The sequence below is a fragment of the Achromobacter sp. JUb104 genome (genome assembly GCF_024806975.1).
In the GTDB taxonomy this organism is placed as follows: Bacteria; Pseudomonadota; Gammaproteobacteria; order Burkholderiales; family Burkholderiaceae_B; genus Achromobacter; species Achromobacter spanius.
Genome location: NZ_JANUEY010000003.1, coordinates 892,037 through 904,766, shown reverse-complemented (window position 1 = coordinate 904,766; position 12,730 = coordinate 892,037). Strand labels below are relative to the sequence as shown.

Here is a 12,730-nt window from a genome sequence, read left to right as displayed (position 1 = left end):
AGGAAGACACGCATGGATTTCCTCTATACCGAAGAACAGCGCATGCTGGCCGACAGCCTGCGCCGCCTGGTGGACCAGGCATGGACAACTCCCCAACGCCGCGCGCGCCAAAGCACTGGCGTGCTGGACCCCAAAGCTTGGGGCGCATTGGCCGAACTGGGTGTGCTGGGCCTGAATATCTCGCAAGACTTTGGCGGCTTTGGCGAAGTGCCCGCCAGCTTGCTGCCCGTGCACGTGGAGCTGGGTCGTGGGCTGGTGTCCGAGCCGGTCATTCCCAGCGCGGTCATGGGCGCGGCGCTGCTGGATGCTTGCGGTGACGCCGCGCGCGGCCGCTGGTTGCCGGCCATTGCGTCGGGTGAGGCGATTGTCAGCGTGGCCTATCAGGAACCCGGCCGCCGCTACGACACCCGGCCGCAAGATTGCCGCGCCGCCAAATCCGCCCAGGGCTGGCGGCTGGACGGCGCCAAGCACCTGGTGTGGCACGGCGCGGCGGCAAGCGCATGGCTGGTCAGCGCCTTGGGGGCAGACGGCCAGACGGTGCTGCTGGCGGTGCCTGCTGATGCCTCGGGCGTGCGGGTTACCGACACGCCCACGCTGGACGGCGCCCGCTGCGCCCGGCTGGATTTCAACGCGGTGGGCCTGCCCGCCGACGCCTTGCTGGCGGAAGGCCCGCAGGCCGACGAGGCCTTGGCCCAGGCCTTGCAGTGGGGCACGGCGGCGCTGTGCGCGCACGCGGCCGGCGCCATCGACCGCCTGCTTGAAATCACCGTCGACTATCTGAAAACTCGTAAGCAGTTCGGCCAGCCGCTGGCGTCGTTCCAGGCCTTGCAGCACCGCCTGGCCGAGATGCTGGTGGCCAAGGAACTGGCCTTGTCGATGGCCTACGTGGCCGTGGCCGCCCTGACCGAACCCGATGCCGTGCAACGCCGCCGCATGATTGCGTCGGCCAAGCTGGAGGCCGCGCGCGCCGGACGCCAGGTGGCGCAGATGGCGGTGCAACTGCACGGCGGCATGGGCATGACCGACGAACTGGACGTGGGCGATTACTTCAAGCGCTTGACCGTTGTGGATCAGTTGCTGGGCGACACGGCCGAGCAATTGGCGGTGCTGGAGGAATTGGCGATTCTTGAGGAGCAGGCATGAGCGCAACGCACAACGCCACGGGCGAAGATTTCACGCAGATTCAGTTCACGCTGTCGGACGGCGTTGGCGTCATTACGCTGAACCGGCCAGACCGACTCAATAGCTTTACCGAGGTCATGCACGCCGAACTGGCGCGCGCGCTGGACGTCATGGAGGCGTACGCGGGCTTGCGCGGCCTGGTCATCACCGGTGCGGGCCGGGGCTTTTGCGCGGGGCAGGACTTAAGCGAGCGCAAGCCCGCCGAAGACGGCGCGCGGCGCGACCTCAGCCAGATGCTGGAGAAATGCTACCGACCCTTGATCACTCGTTTGCGCGCGCTGCCGGTGCCGGTGGTGTGCGTGATGAACGGCGTGGCGGCGGGCGCCGGGGCCAGCCTGGTGCTGGCGTGCGACGTGGTGTTCGCCGTGCAGTCGGCGCGTTTCGTGCAGGCGTTCAGCAAGATCGGCTTGTTGCCCGATGCGGGCGGCACGTGGTTTTTGCCGCGATTGGTGGGTTCGGCCCGGGCCATGGGCGCGGCCTTGTTCGGCGAGTCGGTCAGCGCGACCCAGGCGGAAGCGTGGGGGCTGATCTGGCGCGTGGTGCCGGACGAGGCCTTGGCGTCCACCTTGTCGGACATCACGGCCACTTTGGCCACGGGCCCCACGCGCGCGCATGCGGCCACCAAGGCCGCGCTGCATGCGTCCAGCGGCAATACGCTGGCGCAGCAGTTCGACCTGGAATGCCAGTTGCAGCGCGAGCTGGGCTACACCGACGACTACCTGGAAGGCATGCGCGCCTTCGCGGAAAAGCGGCCGCCTGCGTTTACCGGAACCTGAGCGCTGAGCCTGCCCAGCGCTTCGCGCGCCTAGGGCGTGCGCGGTGTCTGGATCTGTTCGATCAGTTCGCGCGCGCAGCCGGGCAGGGCGTCGATGTCGCGCACCAGCAGTTTGCGTTCGCGCACCACCCAGGGTTCATCAAGCTCTACCACGCGCAACTTGGTGTCGGCGCCATAGCGGCGGGCGGCGGAATCGGGAATCACGCCGATGCCCACGCCCGCCTGCACCATGCGGCAGATGGAATCGAAGCTGTACAACTGGATGCGCTGCGGCAGGCGCTGCCCGCCGCGCTCCAACTGGTCGCGCAAAAAGGCCACCAGTGTGGAGCCTTCGTGCATGGTGATGAACGGGTAGCGCACGGCGTCCACCAGCTTGACCTTGTCCTGGTCTTGCAGCGGATGGCCGTTGGGCACCACCAGCACCAGCCGGTCGGTGCTGAAGTGGATGGCTTGCAATTCGGGGGCGTCCACCGGGCCGGCGACGATGCCCAGGTCGGTGGTGCCGTCCAGCACGCCGCGCACGATGTCGCGCGTCAGGCGTTCTTGCAGGTCGACCGTGACCCCCGGATGCACCGACAGGAACTGCGCCAGGATGTCCGGCATGAATTCGGTGACGGCCGTGGTGTTGGCGAAGATGCGGATATGCCCGGCGTCGCCATCGGATTGTTCCTGGAAGTCATGCTTCAGGTGGTCGACCTGCCGCATGATGACGCGGGCGTGCTGTAGCAGCTTCTGGCCGGCGGGCGTGATCTCCACCCCCCGGCTGTCGCGGTACAGCAAGCGGGAATTGAGCTGGTTCTCAAGTGCCTTGATCCGCACGCTGACGGCGGCCAGGGACAGATGCGCGCGTTTCGCAGCCTGGGTCAGGCTGGGAGATTCGGCGATGTGGATGAACAGGCGTAGGTCGGCGAGGTCGAAGTGCATGCGGCATAGTTTACGGCGCGCCGCGCCGGGGCTGGGGCTGGCTTGTCGATTCAGGCGCCGCAAACCCCGCCTTGAGGAAAAACGAATTCACAACGGGGACGGCTTGCGGGCATGCTTGATGCCTGAGTAAACCCCAACAAATAAACCCACCAAAGGATATAGGCATGACTTCTACGGATCCGGCAGCCTGGATCGGCAGCGGCGAACGCAAGCCGGACGCCATGGACCCCGGCCACGCCGCGCGCATCGCGGCCACCCTGGGCGGCGTGGCCCCGGCGCAGGGCGAAGCCTTGCCGCCCTTGTGGCAGTGGGCGTTTTTCATCAGCACGGTGGGCATGGATGGCTTGGGGACAGATGGCCACCCCTCGCGCGGCGGCTTCCTGCCGCCCGCGCAGGACCGCAACCGCATGTGGGCGGGCGGCCGGGTGGAATTCCGCCAGCCCTTGAAAGTGGGCGTACCGGCCGAGCGTGTATCCACGGTGATCAAGGTTGAAGAGAAAGCGGGCCGCACCGGCGCCTTGCTGTTCGTGACCGTGCGCCATGAATACCACCAGGCGGGTGACATCGTCATCCAGGAAGAGCAGGACATCGTCTACCGCCAGCCGTCGCCGCCCAAGCTTGTGGGCAGCGAACCCGCGCCCGAAGCCCAATGGCAGGACACCGTCAACCCCACGTCCGTGCTGCTGTTCCGCTATTCGGCCGTGACGTTCAACGGCCATCGCATCCACTACGACCACCCCTATGTGACGGACGTCGAAGGCTATCCCGGCCTGGTCGTGCACGGCCCGTTGATCGCCACGGAAATGGTGGCGGCGTTCACCCGCGCCCATCCGAAGGCACGCCCCACGCACCTGAGCTACCGCGGCCTGCGTCCGCTGATTTCGCCCACCCCCTTCCAGGTGGCCGGCCGCTTGACCGAGCCGGGCGTCGCCCAGTTGTGGGCCGAGCAGGACGGCACGCTGGCCCACCAAGCTGAACTGAGGTTTACCGAATGAGCACACCGGCATCCCGCCCCTTGGACGGCATTACCGTCGTCAGCCTGGAACACGCCATCGCCGCGCCGTTTTGCACCCGCCAACTGGCGGACATGGGCGCGCGCGTCATCAAGATCGAACGGCCCGGCAGCGGCGATTTCGCGCGTGGCTATGACGAGCGCGTGCGCGGCCTGTCGTCGCACTTCGTCTGGACCAACCGTTCCAAGGAAAGCCTGACGCTGGACCTGAAACGCGACGAGGCCGGCGACGTCATGCAACGCCTGCTGGAGTCGGCCGACGTGCTGGTGCAAAACCTGGCGCCGGGCGCGGCGGCACGCCTGGGCCTGTCGTTCGACACCTTGCATGAACGGTTCCCGCGCCTGATCGTCTGCGACATCTCGGGTTACGGCGAAGGCGGCCCGTACCAGGACAAGAAGGCGTATGACCTGCTGATCCAGAGCGAAAGCGGCTTTTTGTCGGTCACCGGCACGCAGGACGACCCGGTCAAGGCCGGGTGTTCCATCGCCGATATCGCGGCGGGCATGTATGCGTATTCGGCCATCCTGAACGCCTTGCTGCTGCGCCAGAAAACCGGGCTGGGCAGCCGCCTGGACGTGTCCATGCTGGAGAGCATGGTCGAGTGGATGGGCTTTCCCATGTACTACGCCTTCGAAGGCGCCAAGCCGCCCGTGCGCGCGGGCGCGGCGCATGCATCCATCTACCCCTATGGCCCGTTCCCGGTGGGCGACGGCTCGACCATCATGCTGGGCCTGCAAAACGATCGCGAATGGCGGGTGTTCTGCGCGCAGGTACTGCGCCAGGCCACGCTGGCCGAAGACGCGCGCTTTATCTCGAATTCGCAGCGCACCGCCAACCGCGACGCCTTGCGCGACCTGATCGTGGCGGCGTTTGCGGACCTGACCATCGAACAGGTCACGCTGCGGCTGGAAGACGCGCAGATCGCCAACGCCCGCGTCAACGACATGGCGGGCGTGTGGGCGCACCCGCAATTGCAGGCGCGCGCGCGCTGGAGCCAGGTCGACAGCCCGGCCGGCATGCTGCCCGCCTTGCTGCCGCCCGCCAGCAGCAACGCCTTCGCGCCGCGCATGGCGGCGGTGCCCGGCGTGGGCCAAAACACGGATGCGGTGCTAGCATCGTTGGGATACGCGCCGGATCAGGTGGCGCAATTCCATGCATCGGAGGTCGTGTGACGCATTCCGTCGTTCGTAGCGCCCTGTTCGTGCCGGCGTCCCGCGCCGAGCGCATCCCCAAAGCGCTGGCCGCGGGGGCTGACACCGTTATCGTGGACTTGGAAGATGCGGTCGAGCATCTGGCCAAGGCGTCCGCCCGCGAGGCGCTGTGCGACTTCCTGGGGACGCATCGCGACGTCCGCCTCTGGGTGCGCATCAACGATGCCTCCACGTCGTGGCATGACGATGACTTGAAAGCGTGTCGCGGCCGGCCCAACATTGCCGGCATCCTGCTGCCCAAGGCGGAAACGCTGGCGCAGGTGCGGCATGTGGCGCAGACCGGGCTGCCGGTCATTCCCCTGATCGAAACCGCGCGCGGGATGTTGAATGCCGGCGAAGTCGCGGCCACACCCGGCGTGGCGCGGTTGGCTTTCGGCAGCCTGGACTACGCGCTGGACATGGGCCTGACGCCCGACACGCCCGGCGCCGAGACGGTGCTGGACCATGCGCGTGTGCAGGTATTGCTGCATACCCGTTCGGCGGGTCTTGCGCCCGCGTTGGACGGCGTGTTTCCCGGCGTGCAGGACACCGCCGGCCTGAATCAGGCGGCCAGCCGCGCGCAGCAGATGGGATTCGGCGGCATGCTGTGCATCCACCCGGCGCAAGTGCCGGTCATTCACGCCGCCTTCGTGCCGGCGCGCGAAGAGCTCGACTGGGCGCGCCGCGTTATCGCCGCGCATCGCGATACGTCGGCAGGCACCTTCATGTTGGACGGCAAGATGGTCGATGCCCCCGTCATCGCGCGCGCGCGCCTGGTGCTCGCGCAAGCGGGCGAGCAGGCGCCCACATGAGCGACGCGCTCTTTATCGGGCACACCTATATCGACGTGACCGTGCTGGCGGATCAATGGCCAACCGGTGATGAAAAAAGCGTGGCGCGGGACTACGCCGTGTCCTTCGGCGGCAACGCCGTCACGGCGGCATTCGCCTGCGGTCGGCTGGGCACGCCGCCCGATCTGATCTGTTCGCTGGCGCCCGACTGGCTGGGTCATATGTACACCGACATGGCGGCGGCGCACGGCATCACGCTGCATGCGCGGCATGTGCGCCGTTCGTCGCTGTCGTTCATCATGCCCAACCACGGCAAGCGCGCCATCGTGCGGGCGCGGGACGTTGAATACCTGAATGAGTTTCCGAAGCTGGATATCAGCGGCTATCGCGCGCTGCATCTGGACGGCCATCAGCCCGACGCCGCGCTGCATTACGCGCGCGCGTGCCGGCAGGCGGGCGTGCTGACGTCGCTGGACGGCGGCGGCATGCGCGAGAACACCGACGAGCTGCTGCGGTTTATCGACGTGGCGGTCTGCGCGGAGCGCATGTGCGAACAATTGGGTTTAAGCCCGGAAGGCTTGCTGGACCTGCTGAAAGCCCGAGGCTGCCGCATCGGCGCCGTCACGATGGGCGAGCGCGGCATGCTTTGGTACGACGAGACGGGGCGGGTGGATACCCTGCCGTCGCTGAACGTGCCGGGCGATCGCATTGTGGATACGTCAGGGGCGGGCGACGTGTTCCATGGGGCTTATGTGTGGTCGTATTTGAACCGGCCTGAATTGCCCTGGCTTGAACATTTCACCTTCGCACGCGCGGCGTCGGCGCACAAGATCCAGTATCTGGGGAACGAGGCGGGGTTGCCCCGGGTTGAAGATGTGGAGCGCGCGATGATGGGGTTTGCGGCGAAGGGCTGATTGTTTGGGGGCGTAGGGCGGGGCGGTGGGATGGGTTGCGCGATGGGGCTCGGCCGATGGGTTCCGCGCGATGGGGGCTTGGGTATTTTTGACCCGGTTCTCGCGCTTCACCCATCCTACGGTGCGTGTTGGCGCCCTGTCCTTCGTAGGATGGGTGAAGCGCGGGTTGGCCGTTGTGCGAAAACCAGCTTTAAACGCGCGTAACCCATCAGGCGGGCATCTGCTCAATCGCCTGATCCCGAATTTCATCAATCCATGCCGAAATCGGCCGGCCAAGCACCATCATGTCCGGCGCCAGATCCCGCAGCGGCAGCAGCACGAACGCGCGTTGATGCATCCGAGGGTGCGGCAAGGTCAGCCGTTCGTGATTCAACACCGCGTCCCCATGCATCAACAGGTCCAGGTCCAGCGTGCGAGGCGCGTTCCTATACGGACGCTGCCGCCCATGCAGATTCTCCAGCGCCTGTAGCGTATCCAGCAACGCCACGGGCGGAAGATCCGTATCCAGCGCCGCGACGGCATTCACGAAATCGGGGCCGGTGGCCTCGACCGGGGCGCTGCGGTAGAACGGCGATGCCGTCACCGTCTTGATGCCGTCCGAGGCTTGCAGCTCGGCCAGCACGCCGCGCAAGGTGGCGGCGCTGTCGCCCAGATTGGCGCCCAGGCCGATATAGGCGCGGACCAAGCGGGGCGACACGGGCTTACTCGGGGGTGGACGGGCCGCGCGACGGCGAACGGCGCGGGCGCCGACGCTTGCGCGTGGACGTCGACGAGGCCGGGCCGCTGGGGCCGCCGTCGCCGGCTTCGCGCGGCAGGCGCGAGACTTCTTCGATCATGTCGGCGCGAGTGACGTCGTCGGCATTGGCCAAGTCCATCCACCACTGCGCCAACACGCTGTCGAACTCGCCGGCGGCGGCGCGCAACTGCAGGAAATCGCAGGCGGCGCGAAAGCGCGGTTGTTCGATCATGCGGAAAATCGTCTTGCCCATGCGGCGTTCAAAACGCGGCTGCATGAACCAGATTTCGCGCATGTCCGACGAGAAGCGGCGCTGAATGGCCAGCTTTTCGGTTTGCTCGTCCAGCACCGAATCCGCGGCTTGCGACAGCGCCGGAATGGTGTGCTCGCCTTGCGCGCGCAACTGCTTCCAGCGCACGTCCACCTGCTGCCACAGCAGCGCGGCAAACAGGAAGCTGGGGCTGATCGTCTTGCCGGCGCGCACGCGCGCGTCGGTGCGTTCCAGCGCCAGTTCCACGAAGTGCTCGCCACCGGGCTGTTCCAGCACCACGTCCAGCAAGGGCAGCAGGCCGTTGTGCAGGCCGTCGGCGCGTAACTGGCGCAGGCAGTCCATGGCGTGGCCGCAAGTCAAGAGCTTGAGCATCTCGTCGAACAGGCGCGAGGCCGGCACGTTTTCGATGAGCTCGGCCATGGTGCTGATCGGCTGGCGCGTGGCCGGGTCGATCGTGCCGTTGAGCTTGGCGGCGAAACGCACGGCGCGCAGCATGCGCACCGGGTCTTCGCGGTAACGCTTGACCGGATCGCCAATGATGCGGACCTGGCGCTTTTTCAGGTCGGCCACGCCATTGTGGTAGTCGATGACTTCCTCGTTGTGCGGGTCGTAGTACAGCGCGTTCATGGTGAAGTCGCGGCGCTTGGCGTCTTCTTCCTGCGAGCCGAATACGTTGTCGCGCAGGATGCGGCCGTGCTCATCGGTTTCCTGGTCTTCGGACGCCGGGGCGCGGAAGGTGGACGTTTCGATGATTTCCTGGCCGAAGACCACGTGCACCAACTGGAAGCGGCGGCCAATGATGCGGGCGCGGCGAAACAGCGGGCGGATCTGTTCGGGCGTGGCGTTGGTGGCCACGTCGAAATCCTTGGGCTCAAGCCCAACGATCAGGTCGCGCACCGCGCCGCCCACGATATAGCCTTCATAGCCGTGCTGGCGCAAGACTTCGCAGACCTTGATGGCGTGGCGAGAAACGTTACGGCGGTCAATGCCGTGCTTGTCGCGCCCAATGCGCAACGGCCCCCGAGGTGCCGGCGCGAACAAGCGGCCGACGAATTTTTTTATGGTTTCAGTGATCATTTATGACTTCGAGTCTTCCATGTGGTCGAACAAGTCGATCACTTGCCAGCCACGGTCCTGCGCGATGGTGCGCAGGGTTGGGCTGGGGTTGGCGGCGATCGGACGGGTCACCTTTTCGAGCAGGGGTACATCATTGACCGAATCGCTATAGAAAAACGATTCGGGGAAATCCGCAAGCCCAAATCCCATATTGGCCAGCCAATCGTTCACGCGCACCACCTTGCCTTCCTTGAAGCTGGGCGTGCCCAGGATGCGGCCGGTGTAGCGGCCGCGCAGGTATTCGGCGTCGGTGGCCACCAGGTGCGGCACGCCGAAGGCGCGCGCGATGGGAGCGGTAACGAAGCTGTTGGTGGCCGTGACGATGGCGCACAGGTCGCCGGCGTCCAGGTGCGCTTGAACCAGCGCGCGCGCGTCGGCGGTGATGGACGGGCGGATGACTTCGCGCATGAATTCCTCATGCCAGTCGGCCAGGTCAAACGGCGAATGTGCCGCCAACAGGCCCAGCATGAACTCGGCGGCCTGTTCGGCGGTGAGTTCGCCGCGGTTGTAGCGGTCCATCAGGTCGTCGTTCTGGCGGCGGGCTTCGTCGGGATCGCCCGCGCGGCCTGTGCGGGCCAGATAGTCGGCCCATTGATAGTCGCTATCCAGCGGCAACAGGGTGTGGTCCAGGTCGAACAGGGCGAGACGTCGGGATGTCATGTGCGTTGCGAATCAGGATCTGCGAGCATGGCGCGCAGCAATGGCAGGGTGATGGGACGGCCGGTGGCCAGGGAATAGCGGTCAAGCGCGTCGATCAATGCGGCCAGCTTGCGGATGTCGCGCTCGTGGTGGATCAGCATCCAGTTGATGATTTCAGGCGCCAGGTGCATGCCGCGTTCGGCGGCTTGCGCGGACAGGGCGGCCAGCTTGTCGGCGTCGGACAGCGGGTCCAGGCGGAACACCAGGTCCCAGCCCAGGCGCGTACGCAGGTCTTCACGCAGCGGCATCGACAGCGGGGCGCGGTCGCCCGCCAGCGCCAGCGCAAAGGCGCGGCCCGTGGCGGCGGATTCACGCCAGCGGTTGTACAGCGCAAACAGGGCGGCTTGGCGGCTGTCGTCCATGCGGTGCACGTCGTCAACGGCCACGAACTTCGGCATGGGCGATTTGGAATCGGCTTCGGCCAGGCGGCGCAGCATGGTTTCGCCCTTGGCGGGGTCGATGAAGACGGCGTCCGGGCGCGCGGTCAGCGCACGCAGCAGGTGGGTGCGGCCGCAGCCCGCGGCGCCCCAGATGTACAGCGCGCGGCCCGGATCGAGCGCGCGCACGGCTGCCAGCGCTTCCCCGTTGGGGCCGGCGATATAGTTGTTCAGCGATGGCGCTGGCGCGGGAAGAACGTCAAGCAACAGCTGGCGGTTCATGAGAGGTTATCAATCAGGCTTGTTCGGTACTTCCAAGGCCCCGCGCAGTATTGATTACGCGGGGCTCGCTGCGGCGCGATGGGCAGGCCGATGTTGCCGGAAAAGCCAAAAAACGGTGATGCACGGGGCCGATTCGGGTATTGCCCGCCAGAAACTGGCAAAATCCAACCCAGCCAACCCAACACTTTAAACCACCTGGGGGCATGGTGTCGCGCTCAAGGGCTTTGCCAGGCTTGGGTTTGCGCCCTTTTGGCCCCGGCGGTGGCCCAGTCCGCCCGCATTGCTTTCGCCACGCGCGGCCGGCCGGAACCCTGCACAAGCCCACAACATCGTAAAATGCGGGGCGTTCCACCAAATTCCCAGCAATTGTTACATACCCCACGGCATTTCTCATGACGAATCAACCTAAAGCCCCCTTGACCTACCGCGATGCCGGTGTCGACATCGACGCAGGCGACGCCCTGGTCGACCGTATCAAACCCCTCGCGGCGCGCACCATGCGCCCCGGGGTGCTGGCCGGTATCGGCGGCTTTGGCGCGCTGTTCGAAGTGCCCAAGAAGTACAACGAGCCCGTGCTGGTGTCGGGCACCGACGGCGTGGGCACCAAGCTGCGCCTGGCGTTCGAGTGGAACCGCCACGACACCGTGGGTATCGACCTGGTCGCCATGAGCGTCAACGACATCCTGGTGCAGGGCGCCGAGCCCCTGTTCTTCCTGGACTACTTTGCCTGCGGCAAGCTTTCGGTGGACACGGCGGCGTCGGTGGTGGGCGGCATTGCCAAGGGCTGCGAACTGTCGGGCTGCGCGCTGATCGGCGGCGAAACCGCCGAAATGCCGGGCATGTATCCGGACGGCGAATACGACTTGGCCGGCTTCGCGGTGGGCGCGGTGGAAAAGTCCGCCATCATCGACGGCAAGTCCATCAAGCCGGGCGACGTGGTGCTGGGCCTGGCTTCCAGCGGCGTGCATTCCAACGGCTTTTCGCTGGTGCGCAAGATCATCGAACGTGCCGGCGCCAAGCCGACGGACGACTTCCACGGCCAGCCGCTGGTTGACGTCGTGATGGCGCCCACGCGCATCTACGTGAAGCAAGTGCTGGCCGCGCTGGCCAAGCATGGCACCGACATCAAGGGCCTGGCCCACATCACCGGCGGCGGCTTGCTGGACAACGTGCCGCGCATCCTGCAAGCCGGCCTGTCGGCCAAGTTGCATCGCGACGGCTGGGAAATGCCCAAGCTGTTCCAGTGGCTGCAAGAGCAGGGCGGTGTGGAAGACACCGAAATGCACCGCGTCTTCAACTGCGGCATCGGCATGGTGCTGGTGGTGGACGCGGCCCAGGCCGACGCCATCGCTGAAACCTTGCGCGAGCAGGGCGAAACGGTCAGCAAGATCGGCGAAATTGTCGAGCAGACCGAAGGCATGGCGCAGACCTTCGTGGTGTAAGCCCGACAGGTTCCGCGTGAACGAAAAACCCGCCGCTGGCGGGTTTTTTCATGGGCGGACGGCGTGCACGTTGCCGCTAGCGCTTGCCCGCCAGCGCCATCGCCACCGCGTCGATGGTTTGCGCCACCGCGTCGCCGGCCAGGCAGTCAACGATGACGCGGTCGGGCTGGGCGCGCAGCCAGGTGATCTGGCGCTTGGCCAACTGGCGCGTGGCGGCAATGCCCTGTTCGCGCGCGGTGGCCAGATCAACCTCGCCATCCAGATGCGCCCACATCTGCCGATAGCCCACGCAGCGCACGGACGGCAGGCCAGGATGCAGGTCGGGCCGGGCGCGCAGCGTGCGGACCTCATCAAGCAGGCCCTTGGCCAGCATGGCGTCAAAGCGCTGTTCGATGCGCGCGTGCAGCGCGGCGCGGTCGGAGGGTTCCAGGCTGATGGTCAGGTAGTGGTTGGCGTCGTCATCCGGCTTTTGTTCGCCGCGCCGCAGCAGGGTCGACATGGGCTGGCCCGTCAGTTGGCAGATTTCCAGGGCGCGCTGGATGCGCTGGCTGTCGTTGGGCGCCAGGCGCGCCGCGGTGACGGGGTCAAGCAGCGCCAGTTCGGCGTGCAGCGCGGGCCAGCCGTGGATGGCGGCGCGGGCTTCGATCTCGGCGCGCAGGGCAGGGTCGGCCTGGGGCAGGTCGTCCAGCCCGTCGCGCAGCGCCTTGTAATACATCATGGTGCCGCCCGCCAATAGCGGAATGCGCCTCCGCGCGCGGATCTCGTCGATCAGGCTTCGTGCGTCGGCGCGGAATTCCGCTGCTGAGTACGACTGCGCGGGGTCCAGGATGTCCAGCAGATGTTGAGGAACGCGCGCCTGTTCCTCGGGCGAGGGCTTGGCCGTGCCGATGTCCATGCCACGGTAGATGGTGGCCGAATCGACGTTGACGATTTCCATGGGCCAGCGCTCGGCCAGCGCCAGCGTGGACGCGCTTTTGCCGGCGGCGGTGGGGCCGGCCAGACAGATGACCGGCGGCAT

Annotated in this window: 13 protein-coding genes; 7 read left to right on the top strand and 6 right to left on the bottom strand. The window is 66.5% G+C overall.

From position 1 onward, the window contains the following. Positions 1 to 12: 12 nt before the first annotated feature. Together M2361_RS24610 and paaG are read left to right on the top strand one after the other, a co-directional pair. Positions 13 to 1,143: an acyl-CoA dehydrogenase family protein gene (locus tag M2361_RS24610; RefSeq protein WP_259252421.1), complete on the top strand. Its 1,131-nt coding sequence runs from the start codon at positions 13 to 15 to the stop codon at positions 1,141 to 1,143. After that, positions 1,140 to 1,958 (top strand): 2-(1,2-epoxy-1,2-dihydrophenyl)acetyl-CoA isomerase PaaG, encoded by an 819-nt coding sequence (gene paaG / locus M2361_RS24605; protein WP_259252420.1) that lies wholly within the window; start codon positions 1,140 to 1,142, stop codon positions 1,956 to 1,958. Before M2361_RS24610 ends, paaG begins: the two co-directional genes overlap by 4 nt. Before the next feature lie 29 nt (positions 1,959 to 1,987). Here paaG and M2361_RS24600 read toward each other — a convergent pair whose 3' ends face one another. Next, on the bottom strand, positions 1,988 to 2,881 hold the full coding sequence (locus M2361_RS24600) for a LysR family transcriptional regulator (RefSeq protein ID WP_259252419.1): 894 nt from the start codon (positions 2,879 to 2,881) through the stop codon (positions 1,988 to 1,990). A gap of 164 nt (positions 2,882 to 3,045) precedes the next feature. Between M2361_RS24600 and M2361_RS24595 the strand changes: the two genes are divergently transcribed. From M2361_RS24595 to M2361_RS24580, 4 genes are read left to right on the top strand one after another with little or no spacing between them, the layout of a single operon-like run. After that, a complete protein-coding gene (locus tag M2361_RS24595) occupies positions 3,046 to 3,876 on the top strand; it encodes a MaoC family dehydratase N-terminal domain-containing protein (protein ID WP_259252418.1) in 831 nt (276 codons plus the stop codon). Next, positions 3,873 to 5,066, top strand: a complete 1,194-nt coding sequence (locus M2361_RS24590; RefSeq protein ID WP_259252417.1) for a CaiB/BaiF CoA-transferase family protein — start codon at positions 3,873 to 3,875, stop codon at positions 5,064 to 5,066. Before M2361_RS24595 ends, M2361_RS24590 begins: the two co-directional genes overlap by 4 nt. After that, positions 5,063 to 5,896, top strand: a complete 834-nt coding sequence (locus M2361_RS24585; RefSeq protein WP_259252416.1) for a CoA ester lyase — start codon at positions 5,063 to 5,065, stop codon at positions 5,894 to 5,896. Before M2361_RS24590 ends, M2361_RS24585 begins: the two co-directional genes overlap by 4 nt. Further along, positions 5,893 to 6,789: a sugar kinase gene (locus M2361_RS24580; RefSeq protein ID WP_100853009.1), complete on the top strand. Its 897-nt coding sequence runs from the start codon at positions 5,893 to 5,895 to the stop codon at positions 6,787 to 6,789. Before M2361_RS24585 ends, M2361_RS24580 begins: the two co-directional genes overlap by 4 nt. A gap of 208 nt (positions 6,790 to 6,997) precedes the next feature. On the opposite strand, the gene M2361_RS24575 is transcribed toward M2361_RS24580, so the two are convergent. The 4 genes from M2361_RS24575 to hda are packed head-to-tail and all read right to left on the bottom strand — an operon-like array spanning position 6,998 to position 10,270. Continuing rightward, positions 6,998 to 7,486, bottom strand: a complete 489-nt coding sequence (locus tag M2361_RS24575) for a 2-amino-4-hydroxy-6-hydroxymethyldihydropteridine diphosphokinase (protein WP_259252415.1) — start codon at positions 7,484 to 7,486, stop codon at positions 6,998 to 7,000. Between the two features lie 4 nt (positions 7,487 to 7,490). After that, positions 7,491 to 8,873: a polynucleotide adenylyltransferase PcnB gene (gene pcnB, locus M2361_RS24570; protein ID WP_259252414.1), complete on the bottom strand. Its 1,383-nt coding sequence runs from the start codon at positions 8,871 to 8,873 to the stop codon at positions 7,491 to 7,493. Beyond that, positions 8,874 to 9,572: an HAD family phosphatase gene (locus M2361_RS24565; protein WP_259252413.1), complete on the bottom strand. Its 699-nt coding sequence runs from the start codon at positions 9,570 to 9,572 to the stop codon at positions 8,874 to 8,876. Next, positions 9,569 to 10,270 carry a DnaA regulatory inactivator Hda gene (gene hda, locus M2361_RS24560; protein ID WP_259252412.1) on the bottom strand — a complete coding sequence of 234 codons (702 nt, stop codon included), beginning with the start codon at positions 10,268 to 10,270 and terminating at the stop codon, positions 9,569 to 9,571. The genes M2361_RS24565 and hda overlap by 4 nt, the downstream gene beginning before the upstream one ends. Positions 10,271 to 10,662: 392 nt before the next feature. On the opposite strand from hda, the gene purM reads away from it, so the two are divergent. Then, a complete protein-coding gene (gene purM, locus M2361_RS24555; protein WP_259252411.1) occupies positions 10,663 to 11,712 on the top strand; it encodes a phosphoribosylformylglycinamidine cyclo-ligase in 1,050 nt (349 codons plus the stop codon). 76 nt (positions 11,713 to 11,788) lie between these two features. Here purM and miaA read toward each other — a convergent pair whose 3' ends face one another. Further along, a complete protein-coding gene (miaA, locus tag M2361_RS24550) occupies positions 11,789 to 12,730 on the bottom strand; it encodes a tRNA (adenosine(37)-N6)-dimethylallyltransferase MiaA (protein ID WP_259252667.1) in 942 nt (313 codons plus the stop codon).

What these genes read in the sequence shown, in the direction of transcription:
- hda (WP_259252412.1), bottom strand. Translation starts at nt 10,270, where the DNA reads ATGAACCGCCAGCTGTTGCTTGACGTTCTTCCCGCGCCAGCGCCATCG.
- pcnB (WP_259252414.1), bottom strand. Translation starts at nt 8,873, where the DNA reads ATGATCACTGAAACCATAAAAAAATTCGTCGGCCGCTTGTTCGCGCCG.
- M2361_RS24580 (WP_100853009.1), top strand. Translation starts at nt 5,893, where the DNA reads ATGAGCGACGCGCTCTTTATCGGGCACACCTATATCGACGTGACCGTG.
- M2361_RS24565 (WP_259252413.1), bottom strand. Translation starts at nt 9,572, where the DNA reads ATGACATCCCGACGTCTCGCCCTGTTCGACCTGGACCACACCCTGTTG.
- M2361_RS24600 (WP_259252419.1), bottom strand. Translation starts at nt 2,881, where the DNA reads ATGCACTTCGACCTCGCCGACCTACGCCTGTTCATCCACATCGCCGAA.
- purM (WP_259252411.1), top strand. Translation starts at nt 10,663, where the DNA reads ATGACGAATCAACCTAAAGCCCCCTTGACCTACCGCGATGCCGGTGTC.
- M2361_RS24610 (WP_259252421.1), top strand. Translation starts at nt 13, where the DNA reads ATGGATTTCCTCTATACCGAAGAACAGCGCATGCTGGCCGACAGCCTG.
- paaG (WP_259252420.1), top strand. Translation starts at nt 1,140, where the DNA reads ATGAGCGCAACGCACAACGCCACGGGCGAAGATTTCACGCAGATTCAG.
- M2361_RS24595 (WP_259252418.1), top strand. Translation starts at nt 3,046, where the DNA reads ATGACTTCTACGGATCCGGCAGCCTGGATCGGCAGCGGCGAACGCAAG.
- miaA (WP_259252667.1), bottom strand. Translation starts at nt 12,730, where the DNA reads ATGCCGCCGGTCATCTGTCTGGCCGGCCCCACCGCCGCCGGCAAAAGC.
- M2361_RS24590 (WP_259252417.1), top strand. Translation starts at nt 3,873, where the DNA reads ATGAGCACACCGGCATCCCGCCCCTTGGACGGCATTACCGTCGTCAGC.